The following is a 3,127-nucleotide window of genomic DNA, read 5'->3' as shown; positions in this document are numbered from 1 at the left end:
GCCAACCGCTTTTATACTGTTCCCATTCAGAAAACCCCGATAATTTCAGCAATTCTAGCCCATTAGCCCCCTTTGTCGTGGCGGCCAAAACCAAGGCCACCATCCCCAATGACCGCCAAGGGCATTGGAAAATTAGTCAACCCAAGGGCATCAGAGAGAATATACTGATCCTCAGTCGCCATCCTTTCCCGAAAACCTTGACCCTTCTCAATGCCACTCAAAGCCTCAAAGGAGAAGCCACCCAACTGCTCACCCTGACTAACCCCCTAGAAATAGCCAGAGCTTTCTGGAGCGATCTAAAATTAGATTTAGGCTTGAAAATGGATAGTTCTGGCAGTGTAATTGATGAATACGCCTTTGATCTGGGAACTTGGTCAGGTTTCCGGTTTATTTATCAAGTTATCGACTAAATCGATAGAATAATTCTATGGAATCCTTGAAAAGAAAAGGTTAAAATCCTAACACAGCTACCCCTAAATTTCCCGATGAATCTTCTGCCCCGGACAACCCAAAGCCGCCTCAAAAAAATTCCCCAAATTCCCAGTGTTTGGGAAGGAGATCGTCGTGCTTTATCCTTATCCGAGAGAATGCCCCGGGCCACCTTAGAACCAAATCAAGAAAGCGGCGGCGAGTGCGTGATCTGGGTGGATGGTAGCGAGGGCTGTGTACGCTCTATGGAAGTAGTTTCCCCCGAAACCGGGCCAGAGGCCATGGTCAGAACCTTAATCCGCGCCATCGAAACACCGCAAAGTCCCGCCCGGCCAGCCAGACCGAAAAAAATTATCGTCCGCGATCGAGAAACACAGTTTTTTCTGCGCGGGGTACTGCAAGATCTCGATATCACCATCGATTATGTCCCCAGTTTGCCCCTGATCGATGATCTCTTTCGCGGATTCGAGGAATTCCAAAATAACCGCCCCCCGGCAATTCCCCCCGCTTGGCAGTCCGCTTTAGTGAAAACCGCTCACGAAATTTGGAAAGCTGAACCCTGGTCCTGTTTAGCTGATTACGATATTTTGCAAATTAAGCTCGATCGCTCCGATTTCCCGAATCTTTACGCCTGTGTCATGGGAATGCTCGGTCGGGAATACGGAGTCATTCTCTATCGTTCCCTAGAATCCCTCAAACAATTCCGGCAGTCCGCTTTAGAAGAAAAATCGATGGAAAGATTAGAAAAGGCCTTTCTTTCCCAAGATTGCTGGTTTTTAAGCTACGAATTGGCCGATGATGATGAGGATGATGATGAGGATGACTACGATCTAGCCTCGGCTGCCCCCTCCCAAATCCATCCAGTTTTCGGCAGCGTGCATCCCTACGAAGGTATTCGCCCCTACTTGGATGAAGAAGAAGCAATCACGGTATATTTAGCTTTAATAGCTCTGTTGCGCTTTTTTAAAGGCAATCAATCCGCTTTATCCGAAGAACCGATCGGAGAATTACAGCGTCGTTTTCGCATTCCCATCGATCCCGAACAAGCAAAAGGGGAAACCGTGGCGGTGACGGTAGCCACGATGCCCGATCTATGTGCGGAATTTATGCAACTCTTAGAGGACGACGACGACGACGACGATGATGAGGATGATGAGGATGATGAGGATGATGAGGAAGAATCCGTACTCAAGGAGAATCTAGTCCCTGATAATGCACATCTCAGTCTGGGAATGGTTCCCTGGCAATTATTAGATAAAATTCGCAGTCGTCCAAAAGTCCATTATCAACCCCAGTCCGTACCGACAAAAGGAGAGGGTTTCCCCGTGGTCATGATCCAGACCTCCCGACCGAAAGCCAAGGAACTGATCGAAAAAATCGAACAAGCTGGCGGTTTGGAGGCTATTGGTTTTAACCCCGGCGAAGATCCCTTAGAAGATACCCGTTATGATCTGGGGATTCTGAAAATGGCTAACGGTGATCTCTATCTGTTTGGAGAATTCGAGCAAGATGATCCCGACCACCGTAATGCTCGCCGCAATTGGCAAAAACGCATCAAAAATACCGAGGGTTATTGTGGTTTGATTATTGCCATGGGCGTAACCGGTTCCTCCTGCGGTAATCCCCAATTAAACGATATGTTAGCCCTCTACGAGGCAAAATCGATCGATAGTAAAGATTTAGACTTGGGAGTTTTGACTCTTATGCCTCACTTCGGTTAATTTGAACCGGCAGCGACGGAGCTTTTTTCAGTGAACAGTAATCAGAAAACTCAAATCTGATCACTGAAATCCCCAAAATTAAGCGACAATGTAAAGTAAGGTAAAATTTTCTGGACAAATTCTTAATTATGGTGTTATTCGGATTCGGAAAAAAAGTAACTTTGCCCACAGCAAGGGAAGCACTACCCGGGCGATCGGAAAAAATGCCCGTACCTAGCGGCCACTACGTTAACGGTCATCCTTTGCAGCCCCCCTTTCCCGCCGGTATGGAAACCGCAATGTTTGGTTTAGGCTGTTTTTGGGGAGCAGAGCGGAAATTTTGGCAATTAGAAGGTGTTTACACCACGGCCGTAGGTTATGCGGCTGGTATCACCCCCAATCCCACCTATCAGGAAGTGTGTAGCGGCATGACCGGACATAATGAAGTGGTCTTAGTGGTCTATGATCCCAGGGTGATTTCCTACGAACAACTGTTAAAGGTTTTCTGGGAAAGCCATAATCCCACCCAAGGAATGCGTCAGGGTAATGATACGGGAACTCAGTATCGATCGGGTATCTATACCTATAGTCCCCTGCAAAAGCAATTAGCGGAAAAATCTCGATCAATCTACCAAGAAGCTCTCCATAAAGCGGGCCATGGTCAAATTACCACGGAAATTCTCGACGCACCTGAATTTTATTATGCTGAAGTTTATCATCAGCAGTATTTAGCTAAAAACCCCGGCGGTTACTGTGGTTTAGGGGGAACGAAAGTGGAATGTCCGATCGCTCTTGATCTGAAGTTAAATTAAGTAGGGTTAGGAGTCAGTTATCAGTTATCAGTTATCAGTGATCAGTTAAGTAGCTGGTTATAATTAAATTAAAAATGGATTTTGCCTTTAATCCCCCCTTGATCCCCCCTTGATAAGGTAGGGTTGATTCATGAATCAACCCTACCCTTGATAACGGGGGTGTCTGATAATTTTTAACGCCTACCT

At 46.6% G+C, this 3,127-nt stretch carries 2 protein-coding genes and 1 pseudogene; all 3 read left to right on the top strand.

What is annotated here, in order from left to right; translation table 11 throughout:
• Window positions 1-410: pseudogene (locus tag PX484_RS23300) on the top strand (caspase family protein); the annotation flags it as partial.
• A 75-nt stretch (window positions 411-485) separates the two neighbouring features.
• Entirely contained in the window at window positions 486-2,150 is a 1,665-nt protein-coding gene (locus tag PX484_RS23295; protein WP_287765301.1) for a DUF6930 domain-containing protein, read from the top strand.
• A 128-nt stretch (window positions 2,151-2,278) separates the two neighbouring features.
• Window positions 2,279-2,941, top strand: a complete 663-nt coding sequence (msrA, locus tag PX484_RS23290) for a peptide-methionine (S)-S-oxide reductase MsrA (protein WP_287765298.1) — start codon at window positions 2,279-2,281, stop codon at window positions 2,939-2,941.
• The last annotated feature ends 186 nt before the right edge of the window (window positions 2,942-3,127 follow it).

It is taken from the genome of Microcystis sp. M49636_WE2 (assembly GCF_030065375.1).
Classification (GTDB): Bacteria; Cyanobacteriota; Cyanobacteriia; order Cyanobacteriales; family Microcystaceae; genus Microcystis; species Microcystis aeruginosa_C.
The sequence above is the reverse complement of the archived record's forward strand: the minus strand, read 5'-3'. Positions and strand labels throughout refer to the sequence as shown.